13 protein-coding genes are annotated in these 13,952 nt (G+C 60.0%); 2 read left to right on the top strand and 11 right to left on the bottom strand.

Annotated elements, in window-relative coordinates:
• Window positions 1–32 precede the first annotated feature (32 nt).
• From GM655_RS20760 to GM655_RS20750, 3 genes are all read right to left on the bottom strand, one after another.
• A complete protein-coding gene (locus tag GM655_RS20760; protein ID WP_229632674.1) occupies window positions 33–215 on the bottom strand; it encodes a hypothetical protein in 183 nt (60 codons plus the stop codon).
• Window positions 212–634 carry a hypothetical protein gene (locus tag GM655_RS20755; RefSeq protein ID WP_155436583.1) on the bottom strand — a complete coding sequence of 141 codons (423 nt, stop codon included), beginning with the start codon at window positions 632–634 and terminating at the stop codon, window positions 212–214. Before GM655_RS20755 ends, GM655_RS20760 begins: the two co-directional genes overlap by 4 nt.
• A gap of 340 nt (window positions 635–974) precedes the next feature.
• Window positions 975–1,214, bottom strand: a complete 240-nt coding sequence (locus GM655_RS20750; protein ID WP_229632673.1) for a hypothetical protein — start codon at window positions 1,212–1,214, stop codon at window positions 975–977.
• Window positions 1,215–1,439: 225 nt separating this feature from the next.
• Here GM655_RS20750 and GM655_RS20745 point away from each other — a divergent pair, with 225 nt between their 5' ends.
• On the top strand, window positions 1,440–2,807 hold the full coding sequence (locus tag GM655_RS20745; protein ID WP_155436581.1) for a GGDEF domain-containing protein: 1,368 nt from the start codon (window positions 1,440–1,442) through the stop codon (window positions 2,805–2,807).
• 53 nt (window positions 2,808–2,860) lie between these two features.
• On the opposite strand, the gene GM655_RS20740 is transcribed toward GM655_RS20745, so the two are convergent.
• The 3 genes from GM655_RS20740 to GM655_RS20730 form a co-directional block, all read right to left on the bottom strand.
• A complete protein-coding gene (locus GM655_RS20740; protein ID WP_155436580.1) occupies window positions 2,861–3,775 on the bottom strand; it encodes an EamA family transporter in 915 nt (304 codons plus the stop codon).
• 45 nt (window positions 3,776–3,820) lie between these two features.
• Complete coding sequence (locus GM655_RS20735; protein WP_155436579.1) at window positions 3,821–6,004, bottom strand: FUSC family protein; 2,184 nt, start codon at window positions 6,002–6,004, stop codon at window positions 3,821–3,823.
• Between the two features lie 179 nt (window positions 6,005–6,183).
• Window positions 6,184–7,872, bottom strand: coding sequence for a M14 family zinc carboxypeptidase (locus tag GM655_RS20730; protein WP_155436578.1), 1,689 nt, complete (start codon window positions 7,870–7,872; stop codon window positions 6,184–6,186).
• 205 nt (window positions 7,873–8,077) lie between these two features.
• Between GM655_RS20730 and GM655_RS20725 the strand changes: the two genes are divergently transcribed.
• Complete coding sequence (locus GM655_RS20725) at window positions 8,078–8,878, top strand: hypothetical protein (RefSeq protein WP_155436577.1); 801 nt, start codon at window positions 8,078–8,080, stop codon at window positions 8,876–8,878.
• 83 nt (window positions 8,879–8,961) lie between these two features.
• Here GM655_RS20725 and GM655_RS20720 read toward each other — a convergent pair whose 3' ends face one another.
• The 5 genes from GM655_RS20720 to GM655_RS20700 form a co-directional block, all read right to left on the bottom strand.
• Window positions 8,962–9,528, bottom strand: a complete 567-nt coding sequence (locus tag GM655_RS20720; RefSeq protein WP_155436576.1) for an NADPH-dependent FMN reductase — start codon at window positions 9,526–9,528, stop codon at window positions 8,962–8,964.
• 96 nt (window positions 9,529–9,624) lie between these two features.
• Entirely contained in the window at window positions 9,625–11,781 is a 2,157-nt protein-coding gene (locus tag GM655_RS20715; RefSeq protein WP_155436575.1) for a S46 family peptidase, read from the bottom strand.
• Between the two features lie 166 nt (window positions 11,782–11,947).
• The gene (locus GM655_RS20710; RefSeq protein WP_155436574.1) at window positions 11,948–12,514 is read right to left on the bottom strand and encodes a YceI family protein; all 567 of its coding nucleotides are present in this window, start codon (window positions 12,512–12,514) and stop codon (window positions 11,948–11,950) included.
• A gap of 21 nt (window positions 12,515–12,535) precedes the next feature.
• Window positions 12,536–13,087, bottom strand: coding sequence for a YceI family protein (locus GM655_RS20705; protein ID WP_155436573.1), 552 nt, complete (start codon window positions 13,085–13,087; stop codon window positions 12,536–12,538).
• Window positions 13,088–13,120: 33 nt separating this feature from the next.
• Window positions 13,121–13,642: a cytochrome b gene (locus tag GM655_RS20700; RefSeq protein WP_155436572.1), complete on the bottom strand. Its 522-nt coding sequence runs from the start codon at window positions 13,640–13,642 to the stop codon at window positions 13,121–13,123.
• Window positions 13,643–13,952: the final 310 nt, after the last annotated feature.

Below are 13,952 nucleotides of genomic sequence, written 5' to 3'. Positions count from 1 at the left end.
CGGGGCGTAAGCCTGACCGTGTTGATCGCGGATCAGGTCTTGCGCCCCGTTTCACGTAGTTTGCGGCGCAAACGGATATTGTCTGCCAGCAGGGAAATGAGTGCTGTCAGTATCAGAGTGGGGGCGGCATATGTATCCAGATAGTGCCAGAAAGCCCATGCAGCCAAGGCACAGCCTAGCCCGCAAATCAGTAACCAGATCTGATCTTTCATCATCGAATCATCCGTGAACCCACGCTACCGCGTCCTGTCACAGTTTTATCATAGATGATCGGGTGACGTCGCATGATTTCATGGAGCCAAGGCCGGTGTAGCCCATTTTGCCTTGCATCCCATAAAACATCGGCCATTGAACGTCCGCCACTGATTGTTCTTCCGCTGGCAATGGCAATGCTGCCGATAACGGCACCTGTATAGTATGCGGCGGATAGTGAGGCAACTACAGCGAGCTTTTCGCTGCGTAGGCCGGCGACTATCAGTTCCCGCACAGTTACTCGTTTGCCAAACTTCTCGATATGGTTGACCAAGGTTGCCGCGGTTCCTAGGGCCAATTGTAAATTCCCAAATAGAGAATCGGGTGCGGGCAAGCCCAGTGCCTGCATATTTTCGCGAAAGTAGTAGTAGAAGGTCGCCATCTCGGACTCCACTGATTAAGCGTAGTAGCAAGATAGGCTCAGAGCGGAAAGCTGTTTTGTTCTGGGGCAATGATCGAATGATTAATTGCCTCGTGGCAGTTAATGACGTTGAGGTTCTATTGGTATTTTAACGAGTCAGCAAACAGAAAAGCCGTTCAGTTTGCGCTGAACGGCTTTTCTGTTTGCGGGGCTGGCATGCAAGGGCCGGCGCGGCGATTACTGTTCGTTTTGTGGCTCGGCGCCCAGGTAGAGGCGCAGCAGCAGGCCGGACAGAGCGATGGCAGCAGGCAGATTTTCGATGATGGTCAGCATAGTCTTCTCCGTAGTGAATTAACTTCAATTAACCGCGCGACGCCATGAAGCGCAACTCGGCCGACAGGTTGGGGGAATGGCGCTCACAATCCTGAGCCAGGCTGTGCAGCCATGCGTTCGAGACTGGCTGCTCGACGACCGTTTCAACTGCGGCGCTACGCGGCTTCACAGCCAGCAGGGCGGCCAGCAACTGGCGTGCAGCGGTGGCTACATTGCTCAGATAGCTGGTGTCAGAAAATTCGGTGTAGGTCAGTTTGCTCGTGCTCATGATTAGCTCCATATCTTCGTTTGTTGCAGTGCAGTATGGGGCTAGTTCAGTAATAAATAAACTTTTGATTTATGATACTCGGCATACATAAAGCATATAACTACCCTATTTTCCCTATGAAAAAGTAGTGCTGCAAAGCTACGTTTAAATTGGAAAATTTTTTTCAGGCACGGCTCCCTGCAGGTATGATTGCTGCCGGATTGACAATAAATCGACGGGAGAATGATGTCCTTACGCACCAAACTTATGCTGGCACTGCTGCTCACAGGACTGGCTTCCGTGGCCATGGTGGGCGGGCTGGCTTCTTACGGCTTGGGCAAAAAGGTCGATATCATCCGGCGCCAGAGCGCCGCCGAGCATTTCTACAGCGCAGTGAGTGATTACTTACGTCCTTACGGTAGCTGGCAGGCAGCCAATCAGACCGAACCTTTTGATCACTATATGCAGCGCATCCGTCCCGCGCCGGAGCATCGTTTGCCACCGCCGGACGAAGGTATCGCCGGACGCGAATATCTGCCCGCTGCGCCACCGGGCTTCGAGCACGCACGGCGCGGCGCGCCGCCTGATGCGCTAAGGGATAGACGAGGTCCACCACCGCCGCGCAGCGACGGCGATACGCCTTATCACTTCATACTGGCCGATCAGGATTTCAGCGTGCTGCTGGGCGCTGGCGTGTACCGGCCTGGCGAGCCACTGCCGGAAGCGGCGCGGCGTGATGCGCGTGCGGTGGAGGTCAACGGCAAGGTCGCTGCCTATATTTCGCCGGAAGGCGTGCTGACGCCGAGTCGGGAAGAGCAGCAGTATCTGGATGCCATGTACGATGCGCTGTGGGCCGGCGTCAGCGGCGCCGCCTTGCTGGCGCTGGCGCTCGGTGTGCTGCTTAGCCGAGGCCTGAGCCGTCAGCTACGGCATCTGATCGCTGCCGTGCGCGCCATTCAGCAAGGCACGCTGCGCCAGAACGTGCCGGTGGAGGGGCGCGACGAAGTGGCTATGCTGGCGCGGGCTTTCAATGAAATGAGTGCGGAATTGGCGCAGAGCCATGAAGCGTTGCAGGCATCGCACCGTACCATCAGTTCGCAGGCCGAACAACTGCGCGAACTCAGTGTGCGCGATGCGCTGACGGGGCTGCATAACCGGCGCTATTTCGACGAGCAGGCGGCCAGCCTGTATCGCCACGCGGTGCGCTACCAGCGGCCATTCAGTATGGTGATAGCCGATATCGATTTCTTCAAACGGATTAACGATCAGTTGACCCACGCTACCGGCGATGCCGTGCTGCGCGCGGTAGGCGAAATCTTCCGCACGCATATGCGCGAGAGTGATCTGGTGGCCCGCTACGGTGGCGAAGAATTCGTCATGGCCTTCCCCGAAACCAGTCTGGCGCAGGCGGCAGTGTTGTGCGACAAGCTGCGCGAGCTGATAGTGGAACACCCGTGGCAGCAGGTGCATTCGCAACTGGCGGTGACGATCAGCATAGGCGTGGCAGCGGATCTGCAGGCGGGCAGCGCAGAAGCCATGCTGCAACAGGCCGATGCCCAGCTATACCGCGCCAAGCAGGACGGCCGTAACCGCGTTTGCTCGCTCGCTGCCTGAAGTGCCCCGTTGCCCGACCTGACACCTGCACTTTGCCCGACCTGACCCCGGATTTAGGACTTGAGCCAGCGGCCGCCAAACATGGTGCATAGCAGGGCAGCGACGATCAGGGCGATACCGGCCCACTGCCAGCCCGTGATGACATCGCCCAGCGCGATCATGCCGGCGGCGATACCGACCACCGGCACGCCCAAACTGAAAGGCGCAACGCGGTTGACGGGGTGGCGCTTGAGCAGGCGGGTCCACATGGCGTAGCCGAGGATGGTGGCCATCCAGCCCAGATAGGCGGCCGACAGCCAGGTTGCCAGCGGCGCCTGCAGCCAGTGCCAGCGCGTCTCCGGCGGATCAAACGCCAGCGTGAGGCCGATGAAGGGCAGGATGGGCACGAGGCTGCACCACACCATGAAGTTCACCACATCGAACTGCGGTGTGTGGTGCTGGGCGCGGCGTACCACGATGTTGGAGGCGGCCCACATGGCGGCAGCCGACAGGCACAGGACGAATCCCGCAGCATTGGTGCCACCGGCATGGCCGCTGCCCAGATAATTCATGGCGAAGCAGATCAGCCCCAGCGCGGCCAGCAGCAGGCCGTATTTGAGGGCGCGGCTGGCGCGTTCGCGCAGCAGGGCAAAACCGAAGAAGGCGGTGAAGAAGACTTGCGTCTGCAGGATCACCGAGGCCAGTGCGGCCGACATGCCGACTCGCAGCGACAGGAACAGCAGCCCGAACTGGCCCACGCCCTGACACAGGCCGTAGGCGATGATCCAGCGCGCCGGCATTTTCGGCGGGCGCAGGAACAGGATCAGCGGCAGCACGGCGAAGATGTAGCGCGCTGCACCGAGCTGGAACGGTGTGAGGTCGCGCAGACCTATCTTCATGGCGACGAAATTGGTGCCCCAGATGAGGACGACGAGCAGGGCCGATAACAGGTCGTTACGGCTAAAGGAAGCGGGCGTTGCAGCAGTCATGCAACCAATAGTAACAGCCTGGCGCAATCTCTGCTGGCGACACCCCTATTTTATGTCGCGCAGGATGGCGGCACTGTGCACCACGATCTTGGCTGCATCGGCCTGCAGCAGCCGCACGCGGCGCTGTACCAGCGGCCAGCCGGACCAGCTGGTGTTGTCGTCGTGCCCAGCGTTGCTGGCTGCCGACACATGGCGGACTGGCGCCTGCCGTGCGCCGTTTGGAGGTTCTGTAGGCTGGCCCTTGCCCTTGCTGATCGCGCGCTGCAGGATGTCGCTGACCTGCGCATGGCTGTCTTCCAGCATGGCGTTGAGCGCCTGCTGCGGAATCTCTTTGACGTGGCGCCGCACAATCGCACGCAGTGCCGCCACGTGGGCTACCAGCAGGTAGTTCTGCACGATGAACAGGTTGATGTCTTCTACCGCGCGCTGCTTGCTGGCCGGTTCATCGAGCATGCGTACCAGCGCGCTATTCAGTGCGGCGAGGCTGTCCATCAGGCGCTTGCGTTCGATGCGGTAGGCGAAATCGTCCGAGCCTTTGCCTTGCAGCAGATCAGCGCTGGCCTGCATATAGCGCAGGCTGACGCTGAGTACTTCATTTACCAGCCGTGGCAGCGACTGGTATTCCCAGTTGGCCAGCACAAAGCTGAAGGCGGTGGCCACGGCGGCGCCGACAAAGGTATCGACCAGCCGTTCGACGATCAGGTCGTGGTTGCCCGGTGCGATCAGGTGCATCTGCAGCAGTATCATCACGCTGACGGCAATCGCGGCATAGCGGTAGCGCAGGTAGATGAAGGTGGGCGTGGCCACTGTGGCGAGGATCAGGAAACCCAGTATCGCAGCCGGGTAGTTGAGGTACTGGATGATCAGCGCCGTAATCACGCAGCCGATCACGGTGCCGACGATGCGGTCGCTGCGGCGCTGCTTGGTCATGCTGAAGCTGGGCTTGAGGATGATGACGATGGTCAGCACGATCCAGTAGCTGTGCGCTGCATACGGCAGCCACGCAGCCACGGCCAGTCCCGCCGTAATCGCCATCGCCACCCGCAGCGAGAAGCGGAAGATGGGCGAACCCAGACGCAGGTGCGACAAAATCATGCGCAGCTCGTACTTCTGCTGCGACAGGAAGGGGCCCATGTCGGCATCGACCCAGAACGGCGTGCTGTCGGCCACCTTCTGGCTGGCCGCATGCAGTTCACCTATCATCTGGATGATGGCGCGGATCTTGTTGCGCTGGGCGCGCAGCACGGCCAGCGCTTCCTGTGCCGGCTTGCCTTCGCTGATGCGCTGCTGCAGCACGGCCAGTTCCGTCTCCACCGCCGCCAGCTCGGTGTCGTAGCTGATTTCAGGATAGGACGGCTTGTCGCGGGTGACGTCGTAGGCCACCGATTCGATATCGCGCGCCGCCTTGTAGGCCAGATCGTGCAGGGTTTTCAGCACGGGGCTGTCGGCCAGATGCAGGCGTAGCTGGGCGTAGTCGGTGTGGGTGGAGAGGATCAGTTCATACAGGTCGAGCATACAGACGTGGGTCTGCACCACGATGGCGTCCTTGCGATTCAGGTGGCTGCGCAGGATCAGATCGCGTGCCGCCTGCTGGCGGTCGGCCAGCAGGCTCTGATGGCGCACCAGCTTGTTGAACTGCTCGCTCAGGTTGTAGCGGGTGTCGTAGAAGTCAGCCTTGATGTCGATGTAGGCGGCCAGTTCGAACAGGGCTTCGGCCAGCACCTGCTGCTTGATGCGGTGGCGTAGCAGCCACGAGATGCCCATGGCGTAGGCCAGATAGGCCAGCGCGCCCAGCGTGAACAGGCCCGTATGGATGAAGGCCTGGCTGGCCGTCATCGCGTGTTCCATCGACATGGTCATGATGAACAGGGTGGCCAGTTGCAGCGGCATGGATTTTTTACCGTACACGATCATCATGCAGGCGAGGAAGCTGATCGCCACCAGCATGGTCATCAACAGCCAGTGCAGTGGTGCGCATAGGCTGATCAGCAGGGTGACGGCGCTGCACAGCAAAACCGAGGCGCTCATTTCGTTGAACTTGTGGCGCAGGGGGCTGGGCATATCCATCAGCGCCGTGCAGAGTGCACCGATGCAGACCGTCATGGCGGTTTCCAGACTGGCGAACTGCAAAGTGAACAGGGTGACGCCGACCAGCCCGGCCGCGAAGCGCAGGCCGAGGTAAAAGTAATGGCTATAGAAGAACGTGCGCAGGTTGAGTGCGTAGTGCATGGCTGTGATCTTGTGGGCAGCGGGCATGCACGCCGCGGGATCGCCGCAGCGTACATCAGGTCTAACAATGGCAGGCGCGCTGGCCGGGTGAGGCGCAGCGCGCTGCGGGTATATCTGGCGATGGTGCTGGCCGCTAGCTGGCGCAGGCGCAGGCGCAAATTAGCAGGCGATGGTGGACTTTAGAACACCGACAGCACCGGATAGCGGCGCCATTCCGGCTCGGCGTGACGGGCGCCGTTTTCGAAGATGAAGTCCAGTACCTTGGTCTGGTCCGACAGCAGTTCCGGATGGGCGGTTTTCCAAGCTTCGAATTTGGCCTTCAGTTCAGGCTCGGTTGCCAGCATCTCCATGGCCAGATCTTCGAACACGTAGTCGGAATAGGCTTCCTTCTTTTCCAGCACGCTGTTGAAGAAGCCCCAGCGGAAGAAGGAGTCGTGGCCTTGCGGCTCCAGCGTCTCGACTGCGTAGCGCGCTTTGTCCTGCTTGAGCGGCACGAAGTAGTCGCCCGGCTGCACGGTAAAGCTGCCGCTGCGCGCTTCCACTTCCAACTCGTCGTGGTACATATGGCCTTCGTAGGCGCCAGCACGCGAGCGCACGGCCTTGATGTGGTAGTACTGCGCTTCGATGGTGGAGGCTTCGTCGAAGCGGGCCATTTCCACACCGTTCCATTGCAGGCGCTCGATGGCTTCGCGCCATGCCTGCGGAATCACATAACCCTTGGGTGCACGCACGGTGGTATCGGGCACGAAGTGGTTGTAGTAGGCGATATCCTTTTCCCACGGCTGGCTGCGGTCATACGACAGGCGCATGTAGTTACCCAGCTTGCTTGGGCTGCGCACGGCGGCATAGCCTTTGAAGCGGAAGGTCGAAGGCCGGCTTTCGTCCAGCTTCCAGTGCACGGTCCACTCGCTGGCAGCGGCAGCCTGCGCGCGTGCGGCGGCACGCAGGGCGCGGATCTGCTCACCGTACTGCACGGTGAAGGCCAGCGTCACGTCGACCAGTGCGCGCATGGATGCGTAGCGGTCCTTGAACGGTTTGAGCATGTGGGTTTCCGGCATGAAGCCGATCACATGGTGCAGGGCCGCGTAGCCGGTCGAGAAGCGCGGCACTTCGAGGAATTCGGCGATGCCGTCGTCCGGGGAGTCATTGACGGGATTGACGTAAGGGCAGGTCGGCCAACCGCGTGCTTCCATCTGGGTGTAGATGTGCGGCAGCATGGTCTCGCGCAGGAAGGGGCCCAGACCGTAGCCGAGCTTGTCCGCCTGGGTGTGGATCAGCGTCATGGTGTACGGGTAGTCGGCGCCGTTGGAGGTGTGGGTATCGACCATCACGTCCGGGTCCCAGCTAGTCAGCAGCTGGTTGAAAATCTGCGCGTTGAGCGTATCGCATTTGACGAAGTCGCGGTTCAGATCGAGGTGGCGGCTGTTGCCGCGGAAGCCGAACTGCTCGGGGCCGTCCTGATTCACGCGCGAAGTGTTGGAGCGGTTGTGGGCGCCGTCCACGTTGTACAGCGGGACGAACAGCAGCACGGTTTTGCCCAGTGCGGCCAGCAGTTCCGGCTGATAGCACAGGTCGCGCACCATGGCCATGCAGGCATCCACGCCTTCCGGTTCGCCCGGATGGATGCCGTTATTGTTGAAGAACACGGGACGGCCCGTGGCCTTGATGATGTTGCGGTCGAATTCGCCGTCGGCGCTCACCACGCCGGCGTGTACCGGAATGCCGCCGTCGGAAACGCCGATCTGCTCGAAACGCAGCACTTGCGGAAAACGCTGGGCCAGCGTCTGGTAGAACGCGATGCATTCCGACCACAAGGTGGTTTGATTCTGATTGCCTAATTCATAGGGCGTGGGCATTTCTGGGTGCATGGCAGGTCTGGATCTCGGGGTGGTGGGAAAAAACGCGCTGGGCCGCCTCGTGAGCGGAAAGCAGCGCTGCTGCGGGCAGAATTGTATCATTCGTGCCCACTTTTTGAGCGACAGCAGGACAGTGTGCGGCCAAGATTGCCCTGTTTCAATATTCGTCGCCTGCCATGGTGATGTACTAGCGGTCCATACCGACAGGGAGGACATCATGGGCAGAATCATGGCATATGCCGGAGCATGGCGGCAGCGGCTGGCGCAGGCCTACGGTTGGCGTGCGCTCGGCGTGCTGGCGCTGCTGGTTCTGGGCTGCCGGCTGGGCGTGGCACAGGTGGGGCCGCGCTATGTGCTGGCGCTGGATGGCGCGGACGTGTCGCCGGCGGCACGTGGGGCAGCGCAGGTGCAACTGGCTGGCAAGGGGCTGGCGCTGATCAGCTTTCACGGCTTGCGCATACTGGCGCTAGGGGCTGACGCGGAAGCCTACAGCACCGAAGCGATGGCGCAGTGGCCGCAGGCCGATCTGCTGGTGCTGACGCCCGCAGCAAGCGGGCGCTATGACGGTTTCGCACCTTTATCCGCCCGTAGCGGACTGCCGGCGATCGTAGCGGCCGACCCGCATCCGCTTGGCGCTGCAGCGGCGACAGGCGCGCAAGCAGCGAGCGTCGCGGCGCTGTACCCCCTGCAGCTATGGGATGCGCTGCATCTCAATAAGGGCAAGGTAAGCTTGCGGGTGACGGCTTTGCCGGGCCGCGCCGGTAGCTCGGAGCTGGCGGGCTTCATGCTCGATATGGGGCGCGGTAGGAGCACCTATCGGCTGTATGTGAGTTGCCTGCCGCTCGCACAAGGCGAAGCGCAGGCGCTGGGACAACGCCTGCCCGGGGCTGATCTGGCTTTGCTGCCGGACCGGCAGGTGCCGCAGTTGCTGGCGCTGCAGGGCAAGCAAGCGGCCGGATACGCAGTGCCCGCAGCCCTAACGGCAGCCGGCCATACTTTCAAGCCGGTACGGCGCTAAACCGTTCTACGCGCTGGTGCGGATAGGCACGTTCTAGACCGGAATAGACTGATCTAGACCGATCTAGACTGTTTTAGACCGTTTTAGACTTTGGAAGTTTTCGCGACCCAGGCAGCATAGGTGTCGATGATTTTCTGCAGGAACTGGCGGCTGCTGTCGTTGTTGATCTTGCCGTGATCGTCGAGCAGTTTGGTGGCGCCGCCGATATAGGCTTCCGGCTGCTGCAGCAAGGGCATATCGAGGAATACCATGCACTGGCGCAGGTGGTGGTTGGCGCCGAAGCCGCCCGTGGCACCGGGCGAGACGCTGACGATGGCGGCCGGTTTGCCGCTCCAGATGCTGCTGCCATAGGGGCGTGAGCCTACATCGATGGCGTTCTTCAGCGCGGCGGGAACAGAACGGTTGTATTCGGGCGTGACGAACAGCACACCGTCCATGCCGGCCATCTGCTGGCGGAAGTTCTGCCATGCCTGCGGTGCCGTGGCGCCGTTTTCTTCCAGATCCTGATTGTAGAGCGGCAGTTCGCCGATCTCCACGATCTGCATGGCCAGCGAGGCGGGCGCCATGGCCATCAGCTCTTGGGCGAATTTGCGGTTGATGGAATCTTTACGCAGGCTACCTACGATCACAGCAATTTTTTTAGCGGACATGGCAACTCCTCTCGGGGTGGAAGGGAAGCGCCATCTTAGCGCAAAAAAAACCACGCTGCGTTGCCGGAGCGTGGTTTCGGTGACAGCCTGTGAGGCTTATTCTGCGTTCATTTCTTTCAGCAGATTGTCGGCGTGGTCCACATGCTTCATGTTCCACAGGATGTAACGCAGGTCCACCTGAATGTCGCGCGTGTTGGCTTTGTTGAAGTCCCAGTCGGAAATGATGGAATCGAGCGTGCCGTCGAAGGCCAGACCGATCCACTCGCCCTTGGCGTTCAGCGCGGCCGAACCGGAGTTACCGCCGGTGATGTCCAGCGTGGCCAGATAGGCGACCGGTACCGATTTCAGGATAGGGTCGACGTATTTGCCGAAGTCCTTGGCCTTGATGGCTGCCAGCTGGGCTTTCGGTGCATTGAATTCGCCTTCGCCGGTAGCTTTGGCAGCGACGCCCGCCACGGTGGTAAAGGCTTTCCAGGTAGTGCCGTCGGCGCCGTGGTCACGGCCGGCGATTTTGCCGAAGGTGACGCGCAGCGTGCTGTTCGCATCCGGATACACGGCCTGGCCTTTGCTCTGCATGAAGGCGATCTTGGCTTTCATGTAGTTGGCATAAGCCTGCTGCAGCTTGCCGCCCAGTTCTTCCTCTTCCGCTTCTTCTTTCATGCCCGGCTCGTACAGGGCCACGGCAGCCTGAATGAAGGCGTCGGTGCTAGCTTTGAACTCTTCCGGCGTTTTGCCGATCCAGTTGGTGCGCTCGGCTGCGTCACCGAGTTTGCTGCCAGCGTAGAGTTTTTCCAGTGCGGCCTGCAGGTCTGCTTTGCTCATGCCATCCTTGATGCCGATGACGGCATCGAAGGCAGCGCTGCGCTGGGCGGCTGGCTGGGCGGCGTATTTGCTCAGGCTATTCATCACCAGTGCCTGATCGACTTTCTCGTCGTAGTTACGCACCAGTGCTGCGACCGAGGCCTTGATACGTGGCACATCACGCACCTGATAGCCCACTTTGCGCTCGGCATCCGGCTTGGTGTTTTCATTGGCCAGACGGTAAAGCATGCGCGCCGTGTTCATCAGACGTGGCTTGGACGAGGACAGGAAGTAGTCGCGCTGGGTTTCCGCATCGCGCTGGGCGATCAGTTTTTCCACCAGTTCGATGTCGCCAGCGTATTCGGCCTTGCGGGCCGGGTTGGCGTTGATCCAGGTCTTCAGTGCCTCGTGCTCGGCGGTTTTACGCTTGAGCATATCGCTGCCGGCGTAGGAGTCCAGCATGCCCTGACGGTTCTTGTAGTAGTTGTTGATGCTGGCTACTTGCGAAGCGTATTTGAGGGCGGTGTCCTTGTTGTCCTTGGTGGTGTCGGCGATGATGGCCAGACTTTCCGCCGACGATTTCACAAACGCCGGGTAGCTCCAGTCGAAGGTGAAGGCCACTTCCGATGGCAGACGGTGGCGGTTGGTGCGGCCCGGGTAGCCCAGTACCATCACGAAATCGCCTTCCTTGCTGCCTTCCTTGGCCAGCTTCAGGTAGTGCTGCGGAATGTAAGGCACGTTGTCCTTGCTGTAGTCGGCGGCTTTGCCGTCCTTGCTCACGTAGGCGCGGTAGAAGCCGTAGTCGCCCGTGTGGCGTGGCCACATCCAGTTATCGGTATCGCCACCGAATTTGCCCACGCCCGCTGGTGGCGCGTGTACCAGACGCACGTCGCGGATTTCCAGTTGTTTGATCAGATAGTATTCCAGACCGCCGTAGTAGGACGACACGGTGCAGCGGTGGCCAGCATCCTGTTCGCAGCTAGCCTGAATCGCCTTGATGTTCTTTTCGATCGCGTCGCTACGCTTCTTGCCGCTCAGTTTTGCGACTTCGGCAGTCACTACTTCCTTGCTCACATTGGTCACGGCCTTGGTGACGAAAATGCGGCTGCCCGGTGCGGCCGGCAGTTCTTCGCCCAGATTGTGGGCCAGGAAGCCGTTAGCCAGCAGATCGCGCTCCGGCGTGGAGTTGTGTGCCACGCTGCCGTACACGCAGTGGTGATTGGTCGCAACCAGACCTTGCGGCGACACGAAGGAAGCCGAGCAACCACCGAGGCTGACGATGGCGCCCATAGGGAATTCGGTCAGTTTGGTCAGGGTGGCGGGATCGAGTTTGAGGCCGGCGGCTTTAAGTTGCTTGGCTACTTGTGGCAGCTGCTGCGGCATCCACATGCCTTCATCGGCATGGGCAGCGGTAGCGCTCAGGATGGCGAGCGCGATCAGGGTCTTTTGCATTTTTATCGGATCCTAAAGGGGATGAAGGGCACAACGGCGCGAGTATAGCAAAATCACTTATTCATGAAACAAATTGAAGTGTTGAATTTTTGTAACAACAAAAAAGGCAGGGCACGCGCAGTTTGCACTGCGGCGTGGCCTGCCTGGTTACCCTTGCGGGATGGGTTTAGTCGGCTTTGATGGCTTCGATCTGGATGGCCAGACGCACTTCCGGTGCGAAGGCTGGCAGACCGTAATTTAGACCGAAGTCGCTGCGCTTGAATTCAGCGATGGCGTTGGCGCCGCACACTTCACGCTTGTAGCGCGGGTGCATGATGCACTTGAAGCGGTCAACTTTCAGGCTGACCGGCTTGGTCACGCCCAGCATGGTCAGTTCGCCTTCCACGCCTACCAGTTGGTCGCCTTCGAACTTGAAGTTGTGGCTCTTGTAGGTAATGGTGGGGAATTTCTCGACGTTGAACATGTCCGCGTTCTTGGCGTGGCTATTCATTTTCTCGAAACCGAAGTTGATCGAATCAGCCTGGATGGTCACATCGAGTGCACCCGTCTTGGCAGCGCGGTCCATGGTCACGGTGCCGCTGGTCTTGTCGAATTTGCCGCGCCAGGTGGACAGGCCCATGTGATCCGCCTCGAAGCTAGGATAGGTGTGCGAGGGGTCGATGTTGTAGGTAGCAGCGATGGCCGAAGTGGCCGAAGCCGCCAGCAGGGTCGCGATCAGGATCTGTTTCTTCATGCAGTAAATCTCCTTGGTAGTTTATTGCGCAATCACGTGGAATTTGATGATGACTTCGTCCGCCACCATGCTGGTGTCTTTCCATTCGCCTTCACCGATGTTGTAGGTCAGGCGTTTGATGGGCAGCGCGCCTTCGAACACCTGTTTGCCACCTTCGGCCTTGACAGTGAGCGGGAACGTTACGTCGGCGGTTTTACCCTTGATGGTCAGCTTGCCCGTGACATTCAGCTTGCCTGCACCGGCGCTCTTGATGGCGCTGGAGACGAAGGTGGCTTTAGGGAACTGGGCCGCGTTGAACCATTCTTTCTTGGTCACTTCCTTGTTGTATTCGGGATCGCCCAGATCGAAGCTGGCGATATTGATTTCCACGCTGGCTTTGGCGGCATCAGGCTTGGCGGCATCGTAATCGATGGCAGCGCTGAACTGCTTGAACTTGGCATCGACCGGCACGTTCATCTGCTTGAAGGTGGCCGTCACGGTGGATTTGGCCGGATCGGTTTTCAGCGCGGCGGCGCTGGCGGCGAGCGTAATGCCCAGCAGCGTAACGAGGGCGAGTTTAGGCAAGGTTTTCATGGATAGCTCCAGTGTCAGTATGGGTGTCAGGGTTTAGGGCAGCATGCGTTTCAGGGTGGCGTCGCGATCGATGAAATGGTGCTTGATCGCTGCCAGCGCATGGGCCAGCACGGCGCCTGCCATGGTCATGGTCAGAACATAGTGAACGGTTTTTAAAACGGGCTTAAGTGCAGGATCGGGGCCGATCACGGCTGGCATCTGGAACAGGCCCAGATACACCACGGGCACACCGGCGGCATAGCTGTACAGATAGCCGGAGACGGGCACGGCAAACATCAGCAGGTACAGCAGGTGGTGCATGCCTTCGGCTGCCACATGCTGCCAGCGCGGCATGGGCAGGGCTGCCGGTGGTTTATTACGCAGGCGCCACAGCAGGCGGATGGCGGCCAGACCCAGCACCGTTACGCCCAGCCATTTATGCCAGGAGAAGTATTTGAGTTTGGTCGGGGTAAAGCCGGGAATATCGACCATGGTCACGCCAAGCAAGAAGGCGGCGATGATCAGTAGCGCAATCAGCCAGTGCAGGGCGATGGCAATCTTGGTGTAGCGTTGCATAGCAGTCACTCCGGAAATAGTACGTGTTAGGACTAATATACCAAAGAAATGCGCAACGTGCAGAAGCCCCCCCAATTCGGGGTCAGGTCGGGCAAAGGGACAGACTGAACAGTTGCCCCGCTGCCCGACCTGACACCTGCACTTTGCCCGACCTGACCCCGCAAAAGAAAAGCCCCCGCAACGTGAACTGAACCCCTAAAGTTGGACGCCAACTTTAGGGGTTTTTCATTGGCGAAGTACACAATGCAGTTCAAGTTGGAGGTTGTCCAGCGATACCAGGCCGAAGGGATCGGCTTTAAATCCTTAGGGC

Source organism: Pseudoduganella danionis, from assembly GCF_009720775.1.
Classification (GTDB): domain Bacteria; phylum Pseudomonadota; class Gammaproteobacteria; order Burkholderiales; family Burkholderiaceae_D; genus Rugamonas; species Rugamonas danionis.
This window is presented reverse-complemented; position numbering and strand designations above follow the sequence as displayed.